The following is a 13958-nucleotide window of genomic DNA, read 5'->3' on the forward strand; positions in this document are numbered from 1 at the left end:
CGCTGAAAGATTGGAGTGGGTATATGTCCGTATCGGTGGTAGAGGCGGGGCCTCAGCAGGTCAGCCGGTCAGTCGAAGTGTCTGCTCCGGTAACGGAGTTGTTCGCCATCGTCGCGGACCCGCGGCGTCACCATGAGCTCGACGGGTCGGGCACTGTGGGCCAGAACATCCGTACGCCTGATCATCTCGAGGTGGGGTCGCGTTTTTCCACCGGGATGCGGATGTTCGGTCTTCCGTACCGCATCACCAGCGTCGTGACGGAATTCGATCCCGACAAGGTCGTTGAATGGCGCCATCCGCTGGGTCACCGGTGGCGCTGGGAGTTTGTCGCACTGTCGCCGAACAGCACCCGCGTCACCGAGACGTTCGACTTCCGCAATGCCGGGCCGATCCAAAATCTGGTGAACTACAAATTGCCCGGCTTCATCAAGGCGAACACCCGTGGGATCGAGGCCACTTTGCAGCGACTCCAAAACCGGTACAGCTAGCCGGCGGACTCCCTGGTAACCCGCGCGGCCGGCTCCTGGCTGATCGCCTCCAGCACCGTCACGACTTCGTTGATGACCTCGCTGGCACGCTCGTTGGGCAGCATGTGGCCCGAGCCCGGGTAGGTGCGCAGTTCGTTGGTCTGCAGGGCGGACGCGATGATCCGGGAATCGCCCGCCGGAGTGAGGAAGTCGCGGGCGCCGGCCAGTACCGCGGAGGGCTTGCCACGGTAGGCGCTCAACCCTTCGGTCAGGTCCTCATGGAGCACCATGCTCTCGGCGGCATCCTTGTAGCTGCGCGGGGTACCCGAGCGGATCTGGTCCCATACCCGGCCGACGTCATACGGCCGGGGGTCACGCCCGAATACCAGCGTCGAGATGATGGGGCGCATGAGATAACCCTGCTGCAGGAACCAGCCTTGCGCGACGACGCCCAGGATGACCGCCTTGACGATCGTGAACACCGGGGGAACCACCCGGAGCCGGTGCAGGAGCCGTCCGGCTGAGGTGGCGACGAAGACCGCAGCGGAAATCCGCTGGGCCACCAGGTCCGGATGGTATTCGCCGAGGCCCATCATGGTCATACCGCCCATCGAGTGACCGACGATCACGATCTGCCCCGTGGGGATCTCGGTGTTGATGAAGTCGGCAGCGTCCGCGGCCAGCTGCCGAACGTTCACGGTGCCCCCGGGCGCCGGATCGGACTTGCCGTGGCCGCGGTGGTCGAGGGCGATGATCCGCAGTTCGGGGTGGCGCTCGTGCAGCGGACCCGCCACGTCGTCCCACGCCTCGCGATTCTGGGTCCATCCGTGCAGGAACAGCACGGTGACGGCTGATGAGCCGCCCGTGCGCAGGCCTGCACCGCCGGCCGCGCGGTTACCGGTGTCGGAGAATCCGATTCGGGTGCCGTCAGCAGCGGTGAAAAAATCTTCGCGCTGACGCCACGCGGTCTCGGTGGCGGAATTACGGGTCACGCGGCAGTCCTAACAGTCGCTCGGCAATGATATTTAGCTGCACCTCGGAGGTGCCGCCGTAGATGGTGGTAGCACGGCTAGCTAGAAGATAGTCCGCCCACCGGCCCTGCTCCTGCTCGGAATCGCCGATGGCGCCATCTTGTCCAAAGTGGTTCACCACGAATTCGGCGTAGCCCTGCCCGGTGCGCATGCCGAGCAGCTTGGACACCGCGGCCGACGGCATCGGGTCGCCACCGGCGAGGGTCAGCAGGGTGGAGCGCAGATTCAGTAGTTTGACCCCGTGCCCCTCGGCGATCAGCTGCCCCGCCCGGTCACGCGCGACCTCGCTGAGCTCGTGCCCGCCGACGAAGGCCACCAGGTCATCCAGGCTGGCCAGGAACGGCAGGTCGGAACTGCCGATCGAAACCCGTTCCGCCGTCAACGTATTGCGGCTGACCTCCCAGCCGCGGTTGACCTCGCCCACTACCAGCTCATCGGGCACGAACACGTCGTCGATGAAGACCTCGTTGAACAGGGCACCGCCGGTCATTTCGCGTAGCGGTCGAACGGTGACACCCTCGCTCTTCATGTCGACGAGGAAGTAGGTGATGCCGTTGTGTTTAGGGGCGCTGGGGTCTGTCCGCGCCAGGCAGGCACCCCAGTCGGCGAATTGGGCCACCGAGGTCCAGATCTTCTGACCGGTGAGCCGCCAACCGCCGTCCACCTTGACCGCCTTGGTGGATAGACCTGCGAGATCCGATCCGGCGCCGGGCTCGGAAAACAGCTGGCACCACATCATTTCGCCACGGAATGTGGGCGGCAGGAACCGTTCCTTCTGCTCCTCGGTGCCATACGCGACGATGGAAGGCACCAGCCAGGTCGCGATGCCGAGCTGTGGCCGGCGCACTTTTCCGGTGAGGAACTCCTGGGAGATGATCACCTGCTCGATGGGAGACGCGGAGCGCCCCCACGGCGTGGGCAGGTAGGGCAACACCCATCCGCCTTCGGCAATGGCGGCGTTGCGTTTCCCTGACGGGATGTCCTTGAGAGCGGCGACCTCGGCGCGAATCTCCTCGCGGAGGGCCTCGGTTTCCGGTGCCAGATCGATGTCCACCTTGCGCAGTCCGTGCTCGACGGCGGAGCGCACCACGGTCGCCGGCGCACCGCCGGAACGGCCCAGGGCCGCACTGAGACCCAGTGCCCTTCGGTAGTAGATGTGGGCGTCGTGCTCCCAGGTGTAGCCGATACCGCCGTGCACCTGAATGCAATCCTGCGCGCACTGCTGGGCTGCTGCCGGCGCCAGTGTCGCGGCCACCGCGGCCGCGAACTCGACGACGCCCGCGGCCTCGTCGGCATCGTCCAGGGCACGCGCGGCGTCCCACACGGCGGCGGTGGCCCGCTCGGTGACGGCGGCCATGGTGGCGCACTTGTGTTTGATGGCCTGGAATTGCCCGATGGGGCGCCCGAATTGCTCACGTACCTTGGCATATTCGGATGCGGAGTCCGTGGCCCAGCGGGCGACGCCGACAGCCTCGGCGGACATGATCGTCGAGATGATGGCCGTGGCGCGGGCATCGGTGAGGTTGGTCAGCACGTGATCGGGCCGAACCTGTACGCCGCGTGCCGACACATGCGCCACCGGCCGCAGCGGGTCCACACTCTGTTGCGGGTCGAGAGTGACGTCATCGGCGCTGAGCACCACCCACACTCGGTCGGTGCCGATGGAGGCCGGCGCCACCACGTAGGCGGCCGATGCGGCGGACAGCACTGAACGCGCTTGTCCGTCGACGGTCAGAGTGCCATCGGAATCCGTTGCCGTGAAAGATGATCCAGCAGAGAAGGTGGCGATGGACACGCCAGAGGCCAGATCATTCAGCAGGGGATGGCCAGGGTCGTGAGCGCTGATGAGCGCACTCGCGATCACCGAGGGGACAAACGGGCCGGGCACGGCGCCCCGCCCGAACTCGGCCACCACAATGGCAAGTTCAAGCGCGCCAAACCCCTGGCCACCAATCGATTCAGCGAGATGAACGGAGGTAAGACCCTGATCGGCAGCGGCCTTCCAGAACGGCGGCGGCCACGGCAACGGTGTCTCGAGCGTCTCGTGGAGCAGCTCGGAGGGCACAACGCGCTCGACGAACGCATGCGCCGAATCCGCAAGTGCTACATGCTCACTGTTGATGGCGATCGGCATGGGATTGCTTCCTAACTATTCGGAGCTGGGCTCGCTGTGGCTGGCGCGGTCTTCGTAGGCGGCACGGGCCGAGGTGCCATGGGCGTCGAGCATGAAGTGGTCCATCCCCAGTGATCGCGCGGCAGGGCCGTACAGCGATCGGGGCAGCATGGCGGTGGTCCGTAGCAGGGGGCCGAGTTTCTTGGGCACCATGACGGGGAACTTTCCCTTGCGTACGGCTTTCAACACGCCGGCCGCAATATCTTCGGGCTGAACGATTCCCAGCAGCCAGTGCTTTTCCAGGCCGGCCACCAGTTCGGTGTTGACCACGCCGGGCATCACACAGACAACGGAGATGTTGTCATCTTTGAGCTCGAGGGTCAGTGATTCACAGAGGCCAACCACGGCCCACTTCGTCGCGCAATAGGTGGCGAGTCCGGGCACGCCCATCTTGCCCGCCGCTGACGCGATGTTGACGATCACGCCACCGCCACGCGGCTTCATCCGTGCGACGGCGAGCTGACTGCCCCAGATGACGCCGCGCACGTTGATATCGAGCTGGCGCTGGATGGATTCCAGGGATTCTTCCCCGAACGGTGTGATGGGCATGATGCCCGCGTTGTTCACGATCACGTCGACGGGGCCGATGGTGGCCGCGATGGTGTCGAGGAAGGCCTCGAAGCTGCCGTGGTCGGTCACATCCAGCGGCAGGCCGATGGTGCCATTGCCGATCTCGGCTGCGGTGTTCTCACACAGCTTCTTGTCGATATCGCCGATCGCGACCTTCGCACCTTCGGCTGCGAATGCCGTGGCGATGGCCCGACCGATTCCCCGGGCTCCGCCGGTGATGGCGACGACCTTGCCTGCGAGCTGTACGGCTGTTCCCATTCGTCCTCCCACGCCATTGTGGTATCCGTTGTACGAATCTTTACGAATTCCGCCTAGTGTAAATCTTCGGGCGCTAGCCTAACGCACGCGGTCAGCTAGCGGCATCCCCTCTTGTATACGCCGACAGTTGTCGATCGCGTGGTCCAGGTAGCGCGTCATGGTGTCCGCGGTGAACCAGGTGACGTGCGGCGTGAGCACCACATTCGGCAGCGAGAGCAGCGGGTTGTCCGATGAAACGGGCTCTTGTGCAAAGACATCGAGACCGGCCGCGCCGAGTGGACCCTGCCGGAGCGCATTGACCAGCGCCGCCTCGTCGACAACGGCTCCGCGTGAGGTATTCACCAACACCGATCCGGGCCTCATCTGGGATAGCGCCGTGGCATCGAGCAGGTTGGTGCTGGACTCGGTCAGCGGCAGATGCAGCGAGACGATATCGCTGCTGGTCAGCAGATCTTCCAGGCTGCGCCAGCCGTCGGTGCCGTCGTTGCGGGTGCTGGTGTGCAGCACGGTGGAGCCCATCGCCAACAGGATGCGCTCGAGTGTCTTGGCGATGTTGCCGTATCCCACCAATCCGACTGTGCACGAGCCGATATCGCGCACCGTCTCGCCGAGGGACTGGTCGGTGGGCCAGCCGTGACCGGTGCGAATCTCGCGGTCCAGTCGTGGCAGCTGCCGCAGTGCCGCCAACATCAGCAGCAGTGCGCCCTCGGCGACCGAGGGCGCGTTGGCGCCCGGCATGTTGGCGACGGCCACCCCGTGCTCCCCTGCGGCCTCCAGGGCGATGGTGTTGACCCCCGCGCCGAACTTGTGGATCAGCCGTAGCCGTTCGCCCCGCGCCACGTCGTCCGCGGACAGCGGACGCAGCACATGCCACAGCACCTCGGCCTGCGGCAGTTCGGCGTAGAAGGTGTCGTCGTCATCTTCGGCGCAAAAGTGCACGTCGAGCCAATCGGCATGCGGTGCAAGCTGTTCACGGACCCGAGGACCGCCGGGAAAATGGGCGAGAACTCTCACCACCGTGTGCTTGCCCATTCCGCGATGGTATCGGCCTGCTCCTGGCGGGCCCCGGGGTTCTGGAAGTAGTGGTCGGCATCGACGGTCGCCTGAGACTTGTCGGCCGAGCCCAGTGCGTCGTAGATCCGCCGTGCGTCCGAGGGGAAGACCCCGGTGTCACCGTCGGCGTTGATGACCAGTGCCGGGACGGTGACGTCGGCCAGGTGTGGTTCGGCACGGGTCTGTGCGTGCGACAGGCTCCACATGCCGAGCCAGTTCTTCAGCGTGGTGGCGCAACCGATCCCGAACGTGGAGCGGTTGGCCTTCACCGGAACACCGGCGTAGCACAGGTTCGCGGGACGCTTGGTGGGCTCCAGCGTGGGGTCGACCATGCGTGGGTCGGCCCAGGTGCGGTGCACGGTGAAGGCCCGGTCGCTGAACCCCGCCGCGCGTACGCGTGCGAGCTCGTCGAGCGCCCACGCGGTGATCCGGTGATTGCGTGCCGCCTGTCCCGCACGGTATTTGGCGACGAATTCGGGGGAGTAGGCCGGTCCGTTCGCCTCGTTGAACAGATCGAGGGCGGGGTCGGTGGAGGCCGGATCGCTTTCGTCGATCACCGAGGCGTCCATCCAGTCCGTGAGTACGTCGGGGCGTCCCAGGTGCGCGGCCGTGGCGACGTACCCGGCGGCGGCGGGCAGGCTGTCCAGCCCCTCCGCGGGGCGCATGCCGTCCAGCGGTGTCACCTTGGGTGCGGACGCTTGAGACTGATAGGCCGCCATGAGTGACCCTCCTCCCGAATTACCCAGCAGGAGTACGGTTTCCACTCCGGCTCGTTCGTGCAGCCAACGCACACCGGCGCCGACGTCGACTAGGGCGTGATCGAGCAGGAACTGGCTTTCGAATCCCCGGAATCGGGTGTTCCAGCCCAGGAATCCATACCCGTGCCGGGCCAGGTATTCGGCGATGTAGTGCTCGGAGAAGTCGATTTGGTAGTGGGTGGCGATGAAGGCGATCTTGGGTTTGGTGCCTGCGGCCCGGTGATACAGGCCCTGGCATGGATGCCCGCCGGCGCCGTTACGCCCCGCGGTCGGCGAGGGCAGTCCGATGAACTCTCGCTCGACGGTCACTTCGGTGGGCATTCAGCAGACCTCCTTGGAATAGATGGCGCGGTAACAGATTCCGGCCAGGGTGTCGATGCAGGCATCGTCGTCGACGGTGGCGGCATTGCCCTGGCTGAGCTGGTTGTAGGCGAATTGGTTCATCATCGAGACGATCGCGGTCGCCATGAGGTGCGGATCATTGCCGGGGCTGTATCCGTCACGTTGTGCACGTTTGATGGTGGTGGTGAGGAAATCGATTGGTTCGGAACATATTTGGTTCCAGAAATCAGCGAACTCGGCACTGATCATGGCCATCTGCGACACGCTGATCATCTCGGCCAGTTGATGGCGCCAGGTGAGCCAGTGCGCGGTGGCGATATCGCGTGCGCGCTGCTTATCCGTCTGGGCTCGTGGCTCCGCGACCAGCGAAGAGACGCGCTCCTGCGCCTCGGTGCGAAATCGCATGGCCCATTGCGCGACCATCGCCTCTTTTGAGTCGTAGTAGTTGTAGAACGACGCCGTGGACCGGCCTGCTTCGGCGGCGATATCGGCGACGGTGGTGGCAAGAATTCCTTTGCGGGCGATCACCGTTCGTGCGGCTTCGTCGATGGCGGCCTGGGTTTGACGGCCCCGCACGGTGGGTTGGACCACGCTCACCTCCCTCTGGCGAGCATGCTCGCGCTCACGTTGCCGATGGGTATTGACCCGTTTCTGAATCTGATGTTAGATTCAGATTAGCGTACAACGCAAGGTAGTCATGCGGTCGGATCAAGGAGGCTCCCCATGACGATGATCAAGCCGAACAACCCCAACTCTGAATTTGAGTTCGGCGGGTTTAACCATGTGGCGCTTGTGTGTTCGGATATGGCACGCACTGTGGACTTCTACTCCAACGTGCTGGGCATGCCGCTCATCAAGTCGCTCGATCTGCCGATGGGGCAGGGGCAGCACTTCTTCTTCGATGCCGGCGGCGGCGACTGCTTGGCCTTCTTCTGGTTCAAGGATGCTCCGGACGGTGTGCCCGGGATATCGGCCCCGGAGGCGATTCCGGGGATCGGCGACATTGTGAGCGCTGTGAGCTCCATGAACCACATCTCGCTGCACGTACCTGCTGAGAAGTTCGACGAGTACCGCGTCAAGCTCAAGGCCAAGGGCGTGCGGGTGGGGCCCATCCTCAATCATGACGAGAGTGAGTTTCAGGTATCGAGGGAACTGCACCCGGGCGTGTACGTGCGCTCGTTCTACTTCCTGGACCCCGATGGAATTACCCTCGAGTTTGCTTGTTGGACAAAGGAGTTTACGGCAGCGGACGTAAGCGTTGCGCCGAAGACCGCGGCGGAGCGCAGCCCGCGCGAGGTGGCTACCGCCTGACTGGCTCCAGCAGCTCGGTGAGGACCCGGACGAGTTCGGTGCTGGTGAGCTTGAGCTGCCCGGAGACCCAGGCGGCAAGCGTGTGCCCCACACCGCCGACTGTGAAGTAGGAAGCGGCCCGCAGGGATTCATCCGCGGCCGCCTGATAGGTCTTGTTCATGTGCTGCCCCGACAGGCCTGCGAAGAGGTCCCAGGCCGCGTAGCGCCTGTCGGCAATCACCGAATTGGCCGGATTGTGGCCGAACATCAGCGACCCGATGCGCGGGTCCGCTTCGATGATGTGGACGAGGTTGGCGATACCGGCCGCGGTCTTGTCGCGCAGGGGTGCGGTGTCGACAGCCTGCTGGGTGGTCGACGCGACGTGGCCGATGGCCCTGTCGAATACCTCGGCGCTGAGCTGATCGAGATCGGTGAAGCTCTCGTAGAAGTATCGGGCGACCACGCCCGCGTGCTTGCACAGGCCGCGGACCGTCAGATTAGGTGCCGGACCAGAGGTGAGCAGGTCCAGGCCGGCGTCCAGGAGTCGATTCCGCCGTTCTGCCTGGCGGTCAGGGGCCTGGACGCCTCCGTATACCCGCGATGACGTCACCAGAACATCTTGACAGGTAGCCGTCCGTTGAACGATATTTGAGAACAAGCGTTCGCAAATACAAGGGGTCAATGGTGACTATCGAGCAGGTGCCGGGAGTCGAAGGGCAGCTATCGGACGACGGGGGTCCCGGCACGCGGAGCCGTCGTAACGAGCCGGTCCCGCCCGCGGCGGGTTTGTCGCCCTGGTGGTCCTGGCGACGGCAGCCCACCATGGGCGACAACCTGATGGGCTTGGCCCTATTGGCGGGCCCGGCCAATATCGTCATGCAGCTGGCACGTCCGGGTGTCGGATACGGCGTGGTCGATAGCAAGGTGGAAAGTGGCCGTGCCGATGTGCATCCCATCAAGCGAGCCAGGACCACCTTCACCTTCTTGGCGGTGTCGGCACTGGGCAGTCCAGAGCAGAAGGCGGCGTTCCGAAAGGCGACCAATCGCTCTCATGCGCGGGTGCATTCGGAGCGGGGGGACAAGGTGCAGTACAACGCCTTTGATCCGGAGCTGCAGAAGTGGGTGGCGATCTGCCTCTACAAGGGATTCGTCGACGTGTACGAGGCATTCGTGGGACCGTTGACCGGCGAGATGGCCGAACGGTGCTTACAGGACGGGGCCGTTATGGGCACCACCTTGCAGATGCCGCTGGCGATGTGGCCGAAGTCGTGTACCGAGTTCGACGAGTATTGGCAGCAGTCATTGGAACTGGTGCACATCGACGATCATGTGCGGCCGTACCTGTATCGGATCATCTCGGCATCCATCGCGGTGCCGAAGTTCATGCGTCGGCCGGTGGGTGCCTTCTCGCGGTTGATCTCCACGGGATTCTTGCCGCAACGGTTCCGGGACGAGATGAGACTGCCGTGGAGCCCTGCTCGCGAGCGAATGTTCCGGGGACTCGTCGCGCTGCTCGGGTTGGCCAGCCGTCTGCTGCCCAACGGTTTGCGCCGCTTCCCGTTCAACGCCTTGATGCTCGATCTCGACTGGCGTATCCGCACCGGCCGCCCGCTGGTCTGAGCCATATTGGGCTAACAAACGTATCCAGTTAGCGGTGTGACACAGTCCACATTCCATCTGTGACCATGTGATTAATGTGTGTTACCAGACGTATTGGAATCATCTGCCACTTCTGGGCAAAACCTGCTTGAACCACGTGCTGGCCGTCTGCTGGTGTTCCGGTCGTCGGTTGAGGCCAGCCCCATTGTGTCGAGGATGTTGCACGGATGCGTCCATCCGTAGGTATTTCCATTGCTGGAAGATCGCAGCACGACGCCTGTAGTAGCTAATTTGTACAGGGTGAAGTTTTGTTGCGTTCGCGGCCCTTGCACTGTTTATGCAGTTCAAAGGCATTGAAGTGGGCGTGGGGTCGTCGCCAGTTAAGAACAATCTGTACATTTACCCACCGCCTCCGTGAGTCTGGTCACAATTGCAGGCCGTTGGGATTCTCGTGTTGCCAGTCGATGATTCTCTGGATAGATTCCCTTTCGAACAAACTGGGTAACGGGCGTTACATCTTTGACGTCGCCGCTCGTCCGGAGTGTTCGCGCGAGGGTTGTCATAGCAGGACTGCGCAGAGTCTTCCGCGTCCTGAACGCCATGACACGAGCTGTTCTGCTGATTTGCTGATGTTGTTTGGTGATGGAGGACGTGCCTGTGGTCGCGGTGGATGAGGGATCCTCAGCGCCCACTCGGTTGCGGGGCCGCGTTGGCAGCATCCGGCGATCACGCAGATCGCACACCGCGGTCGGACAGATGTCGGCAGGACACCGCGCGACCCACTGGGGAGATCTTTACGGTCGGTGGCTACTGATCACGGACTCAACGATCGTGGCAGCCGCCGGCTGGACGTGGATTGAGCTGCGTAACGCCACGAACCCGATGACGCCCGCTGAGCTCTGGGTCAGAGTCGTCTTCTTTGGCTACTGGGCTCTGCTGTTGGGCGTCTATCGCAGCCGTGATCCCCATCTGATGGGCAGCGGCGGCGAGGAGTACCAGCGGGTGCTGCGCGCGACCTTCCACATGTTCGGTCTGTTCGCCATCGTGAGCGTGCTGTTCAAGTTCAATGTCTCGCGTTTCGCGTTGGGAATGTCCCTCATCGTCGGAATCGTGTTCCTGCTGCTCAACCGAAAGCTCAGTCGGCTGTGGCTCAACAGGCAGCGCGCCCGTGGAAAGCAGATCTTCAAGGTGGTGGTGCTCGGCGGCGACACCGCGGCGCTGAACCTGGCGGAGGCGTTCGGGCGGGACACCGCGCTCGGGTATCGCGTTGTCGGCGTCTGCGTTCCGGGCTATCTGGGGGCGCCGGGACAGAACATCGAAGTCGTCGATCGGGTGATTCCCATCCTGGGTTCGGAGGAGCGCATCGTCGCCGGGGTGATGGAGGCCGGCGCCGACACCGTCGCGGTGACCGCTACCGAACAGCTCGGTCCGGAGAAGATGCGTGAACTGGCGTGGCGCCTCAGTGAGATCGGGGTCGATTTACTGGTCTCGCCCGGCGTATTCGACGTCGACCAGCCTCGGGTGCGGGTTCGCCCCGCCGGATCGATGCCGCTGATCCACCTGGCCGAACCCCAGTACGAGGGCGCCTCACGGCTGCACAAGGTGTTGTTCGACCGGATCGGCGCGCTTCTGCTCATCATCGGATTCAGCCCCCTTCTGTTGGCGTGCGCCCTGGCGGTGAAGCTGGAAACGCGCGGACCGGTGTTCTACTCGGCCGACCGCATCGGTGTGCGATCCAAGCCCTTCCGCATGATCAAGTTCCGTTCCATGGTGGTCGGCGCAGACCAGATGGTGGCCGCGCTGATGGCCCAAAATGACGGTGCCGGACCACTTTTCAAGATACGTGAAGATCCGCGTGTCACCACGGTGGGCAGGTTCCTGCGCCGCACCAGCCTCGATGAGTTGCCCCAGCTGTTCAATGTGCTGCGCGGCGAGATGAGCCTGGTGGGCCCGCGGCCACCGCTGCGCCGTGAGGTGGAGGAATACACCGAGGTGATCAAGCGCCGGCTGCTGGTCAAGCCCGGTATGACGGGTCTGTGGCAGGTCAGTGGACGTTCCGATCTGCCGTGGGACGAGGCCGTGCGCCTGGATCTGTCCTACGTCGAGAATTGGTCCATGGTGTCCGACGTGTCGATCCTGTGGCGCACCTTCCGCGCGGTCGTGCGCAGCGACGGAGCGTACTAGCGCGCCATCCCGACGCCCATGCATGTCAACCTAGTTGTCACAGTCGCGGGGTAAAGTCGCGATCATGCGCACCGATCGCGACAACTGGGACATCAACACAAGCGTCGGCTCCACCGCTTTGTTCGTAGCGGCCAGCCGGGCTCTCGAGGCCACGAAACCCGCACCGCTGGCGGAAGATCAGTATGCGGAGGTGTTTTGTCGTGCGGCAGGCGGGGAATGGTCCGAGCTGGTCGCCGGTGGTGTGCCCGGGCACCCGTTGCGTTCGGAGGAATTCGGTCAGTACTTCGTGAGCTTTCAGGGTGCTCGCACCCGCTACTTCGATGCGTACTTCGGCAGGGCGATCGAGGCCGGAGTCAAACAGGTGGTGATCCTGGCCTCTGGACTGGACTCACGGGCCTACCGGCTCGACTGGGCCCCGGGGACCACAATCTTCGAGCTGGACCAGCCCTTGGTGCATCAGTTCAAGCGTGAGGTGCTCGAGGAGCATGGAGCCGAGCCCAAGGCGGCGCGCCAGGAAATTTCCGTCGATCTCCGAGAGGACTGGGGCAAGGCGTTGCAGGACAAGGGCTTCGATCCTTCGAAGCCGTCGGCGTGGATTGTCGAAGGGCTGTTGATCTACCTACCGGCAGATGCGCAGGAGCGGCTGTTCGAGTCGATTGATCAGCTAGCGGCGCCGGGCAGCTTCGTGGGCATCGAGCAGATGACGACCTATGCCGACGTCGTGTTCGCCATGCTGGTGGCCGGAGCCAACGAAAGCGGCGACCAGGCAAACTCAGACTTCTTCTCGCTGATCTACAACGAGCAACGCAGTGAGGCTGCTACCTGGTTCCGTTGCCATGGTTGGGATTCGGAGCGCACCGAGCTGTTGGACTACCTGAATTTCTCGGGTCGCGCATTGCCTGCGCCGAGTCAGCCGGCGTGGTACATGTTCAACTCGATCAGCCTGGTTTCGGCCGTCAAGGCTTAGCCGCGCAGATACCGGTCCAGGAAGTCGGTCATGTGATGCAGGTAGTCACCCTGATTCACGTGCAGGATGTGATTTCCGGGGAACCAGTGCAACGCGCAGCGATCCCAGTGCTCCCAAAGCATTTCGGATTGTTCCGGGGGCGCTAGACGGTCGCCGAGTCCGGTGATGATGAGGCGACGCTCCTTGGGTACTACCGGCTGATACGTCAGCGGCGACGAGTAGGACAGCGCTGCGTCCAGCTGGCGCTGATCGAGGTGCCCGAGCCTAGCGGCAAGCTTGATTGTCGGCTCGGCCGGAACCCAGCTATGCAGAAGCGATTTCACATCGACCACGGGAACATTGGGGATAGCCACATCGATGCGGCGCTCCACGGTAGAGATCAGGCCGGTGGTGTAGCCGCCCAACGACAGACCTGTGAGGCCGATCCTCTCCACGCCGGTGCCGCGCAGGTAATTCACGAAGATCCGGAAATCATGCACGGCCTGACACATCGCTTCGGAGAAGCCCGTGAATCCGTGGCTGAAATACCCGGCCCCGCTGAACGGCGAGTACTTCTCGGCTCGTCGTCCATGAAAAGGCAAGGTATACAACAAGATGTCGTAGCCATTGCGGAAGAACCAGGGGAGGGCGAAGAACACCCCGTTCAACAGATACTGCGATCCGAAGAAGCCGTGGATGACGCAGAGCGTGGGGCGGGGGCCGTCATCGTGACGCCAATGCTGGGCCCGGGCGACGCTGTTGTGCGGGAAGCGTTTCCAGTAGTCCCGAAAGGCGGGATTGCGTGTCTGGTAAGGACTCTCGAAATCCAAGTTCTCCACGGTGCCCTTGGCCAGCGCCTGCGCGACGGGGCCCGCGGGACGGGAGAACACCACCGGGGTGGTCTCCGGTTCCGGGAAGGAAAGATCCGCGTCGCCCATCGCAGCCAGCTCGCCGTAGAAGGCCAGGTTGTCGCGCTCGCGAGCCACGAACTCCCGGTCCGCGATGAGGCTCGGCGCCACGACGCCCATCACCGACAAGGCGCCGACGGTACGCAGTGCGATATCGGTGAGAGCTGAGGTCTCGATCATCGCGCGTTCCCGCAGGGTCAGATCGCCGCGGCGGGGCAGCTGTGGGCTTGCTGTGGGGGCCGGTCGCGGGGTGATTCGCGGCTGTCCCACGGGTTCGGATAGCTCCGCTGTCATGAGTGTCCCTTCGCCACGGTGCTAGCTGCGCTGCTAGCTCACAGCGAATGCTAAGGCAACAAGATTGCCGTCACCAGATGGACGC

General features: G+C 63.8%; 13 protein-coding genes. 5 read left to right on the forward strand and 8 right to left on the reverse strand.

Annotation, left to right across the window (positions count from 1 at the left end):
* Window positions 1-23 precede the first annotated feature (23 nt).
* Window positions 24-488: an SRPBCC family protein gene (locus BKG76_RS13645; protein ID WP_070938108.1), complete on the forward strand. Its 465-nt coding sequence runs from the start codon at window positions 24-26 to the stop codon at window positions 486-488.
* Here BKG76_RS13645 and BKG76_RS13650 read toward each other — a convergent pair.
* The 6 genes from BKG76_RS13650 to BKG76_RS13675 form a co-directional block, all read right to left on the reverse strand.
* A complete protein-coding gene (locus BKG76_RS13650) occupies window positions 485-1459 on the reverse strand; it encodes an alpha/beta fold hydrolase (protein WP_070938109.1) in 975 nt (324 codons plus the stop codon). The two genes, BKG76_RS13645 and BKG76_RS13650, sit on opposite strands and share 4 nt — an antisense overlap.
* Window positions 1449-3632: an acyl-CoA dehydrogenase gene (locus BKG76_RS13655; RefSeq protein WP_070938110.1), complete on the reverse strand. Its 2184-nt coding sequence runs from the start codon at window positions 3630-3632 to the stop codon at window positions 1449-1451. The genes BKG76_RS13650 and BKG76_RS13655 overlap by 11 nt, the downstream gene beginning before the upstream one ends.
* Before the next feature lie 15 nt (window positions 3633-3647).
* Window positions 3648-4499: an SDR family oxidoreductase gene (locus tag BKG76_RS13660; RefSeq protein ID WP_070938111.1), complete on the reverse strand. Its 852-nt coding sequence runs from the start codon at window positions 4497-4499 to the stop codon at window positions 3648-3650.
* 78 nt (window positions 4500-4577) lie between these two features.
* Window positions 4578-5531, reverse strand: coding sequence for a 2-hydroxyacid dehydrogenase (locus BKG76_RS13665; RefSeq protein ID WP_070938112.1), 954 nt, complete (start codon window positions 5529-5531; stop codon window positions 4578-4580).
* Window positions 5510-6631 carry an alpha/beta hydrolase gene (locus BKG76_RS13670; protein ID WP_070938113.1) on the reverse strand — a complete coding sequence of 374 codons (1122 nt, stop codon included), beginning with the start codon at window positions 6629-6631 and terminating at the stop codon, window positions 5510-5512. The genes BKG76_RS13665 and BKG76_RS13670 overlap by 22 nt, the downstream gene beginning before the upstream one ends.
* Window positions 6632-7243, reverse strand: a complete 612-nt coding sequence (locus tag BKG76_RS13675; RefSeq protein WP_070939215.1) for a TetR/AcrR family transcriptional regulator — start codon at window positions 7241-7243, stop codon at window positions 6632-6634.
* 138 nt (window positions 7244-7381) lie between these two features.
* On the opposite strand from BKG76_RS13675, the gene BKG76_RS13680 reads away from it, so the two are divergent.
* Window positions 7382-7963, forward strand: a complete 582-nt coding sequence (locus BKG76_RS13680) for a VOC family protein (RefSeq protein ID WP_070939216.1) — start codon at window positions 7382-7384, stop codon at window positions 7961-7963.
* Here BKG76_RS13680 and BKG76_RS13685 read toward each other — a convergent pair.
* Complete coding sequence (locus BKG76_RS13685) at window positions 7953-8555, reverse strand: TetR/AcrR family transcriptional regulator (protein WP_070939217.1); 603 nt, start codon at window positions 8553-8555, stop codon at window positions 7953-7955. The genes BKG76_RS13680 and BKG76_RS13685 overlap by 11 nt on opposite strands.
* A gap of 68 nt (window positions 8556-8623) precedes the next feature.
* On the opposite strand from BKG76_RS13685, the gene BKG76_RS13690 reads away from it, so the two are divergent.
* The 3 genes from BKG76_RS13690 to BKG76_RS13700 all read left to right on the forward strand — a co-directional run bounded on the left by BKG76_RS13690 (window position 8624) and on the right by BKG76_RS13700 (window position 12692).
* Window positions 8624-9562, forward strand: coding sequence for an oxygenase MpaB family protein (locus tag BKG76_RS13690; protein WP_070938114.1), 939 nt, complete (start codon window positions 8624-8626; stop codon window positions 9560-9562).
* A 621-nt stretch (window positions 9563-10183) separates the two neighbouring features.
* Complete coding sequence (locus BKG76_RS13695; protein WP_236737572.1) at window positions 10184-11725, forward strand: sugar transferase; 1542 nt, start codon at window positions 10184-10186, stop codon at window positions 11723-11725.
* A 64-nt stretch (window positions 11726-11789) separates the two neighbouring features.
* The gene (locus tag BKG76_RS13700) at window positions 11790-12692 is read left to right on the forward strand and encodes a class I SAM-dependent methyltransferase (RefSeq protein WP_070938115.1); all 903 of its coding nucleotides are present in this window, start codon (window positions 11790-11792) and stop codon (window positions 12690-12692) included.
* On the opposite strand, the gene BKG76_RS13705 is transcribed toward BKG76_RS13700, so the two are convergent.
* The gene (locus BKG76_RS13705; RefSeq protein ID WP_070938116.1) at window positions 12689-13873 is read right to left on the reverse strand and encodes an alpha/beta hydrolase family protein; all 1185 of its coding nucleotides are present in this window, start codon (window positions 13871-13873) and stop codon (window positions 12689-12691) included. The genes BKG76_RS13700 and BKG76_RS13705 overlap by 4 nt on opposite strands.
* Window positions 13874-13958 lie beyond the last annotated feature (85 nt).

Origin of the sequence: Mycobacteroides franklinii (assembly GCF_001853795.1) — a bacterium.
Lineage (GTDB): Bacteria > Actinomycetota > Actinomycetes > Mycobacteriales > Mycobacteriaceae > Mycobacterium > Mycobacterium franklinii.

Coding starts and splice junctions, on each gene's coding strand:
- BKG76_RS13645 (WP_070938108.1), top strand. CDS start 24: ATGTCCGTATCGGTGGTAGAGGCGGGGCCTCAGCAGGTCAGCCGGTCA.
- BKG76_RS13655 (WP_070938110.1), bottom strand. CDS start 3,632: ATGCCGATCGCCATCAACAGTGAGCATGTAGCACTTGCGGATTCGGCG.
- BKG76_RS13660 (WP_070938111.1), bottom strand. CDS start 4,499: ATGGGAACAGCCGTACAGCTCGCAGGCAAGGTCGTCGCCATCACCGGC.
- BKG76_RS13665 (WP_070938112.1), bottom strand. CDS start 5,531: ATGGGCAAGCACACGGTGGTGAGAGTTCTCGCCCATTTTCCCGGCGGT.
- BKG76_RS13670 (WP_070938113.1), bottom strand. CDS start 6,631: ATGCCCACCGAAGTGACCGTCGAGCGAGAGTTCATCGGACTGCCCTCG.
- BKG76_RS13680 (WP_070939216.1), top strand. CDS start 7,382: ATGATCAAGCCGAACAACCCCAACTCTGAATTTGAGTTCGGCGGGTTT.
- BKG76_RS13690 (WP_070938114.1), top strand. CDS start 8,624: ATGGTGACTATCGAGCAGGTGCCGGGAGTCGAAGGGCAGCTATCGGAC.
- BKG76_RS13695 (WP_236737572.1), top strand. CDS start 10,184: ATGGAGGACGTGCCTGTGGTCGCGGTGGATGAGGGATCCTCAGCGCCC.
- BKG76_RS13700 (WP_070938115.1), top strand. CDS start 11,790: ATGCGCACCGATCGCGACAACTGGGACATCAACACAAGCGTCGGCTCC.
- BKG76_RS13705 (WP_070938116.1), bottom strand. CDS start 13,873: ATGACAGCGGAGCTATCCGAACCCGTGGGACAGCCGCGAATCACCCCG.